This is a genomic window from Undibacterium sp. Tian12W, from assembly GCF_049339405.1.
Classification (GTDB): Bacteria; Pseudomonadota; Gammaproteobacteria; order Burkholderiales; family Burkholderiaceae_D; genus Undibacterium.
The window spans coordinates 1-206 of the sequence record NZ_JBMPPK010000105.1 but is presented as its reverse complement, the minus strand read 5'-3'; the positions used below and the strand labels follow the sequence as shown (position 1 = coordinate 206).

The 206-nt window shown below is 52.9% G+C and carries 1 protein-coding gene; it reads right to left on the bottom strand.

The window, feature by feature from the left end:
• Positions 1–24: 24 nt before the first annotated feature.
• Positions 25–206 (bottom strand): transposase (locus ACO0LI_RS30810; RefSeq protein ID WP_423037758.1); only part of this gene is annotated, 182 nt, incomplete at its 5' end.

Genomic DNA, 206 nt, shown 5'->3' with positions numbered 1-206 from the left:
GCGATTTCTCGCCCATTGGGCACACTATGCCCCTTGCATGCGCATCAAGCGCCTGCGAACCATGAACAAGTTCGCCAGTGCACAAGTAACGAACAAGCGGTGCGCGTTCTTCTGCATCCCACGATATCTGACCTTGGTAAATCCAAACATGCGTTTGATGATACAGAAGGCATGTTCAACCTTGGCACGCACGCTTGACTTGCGGC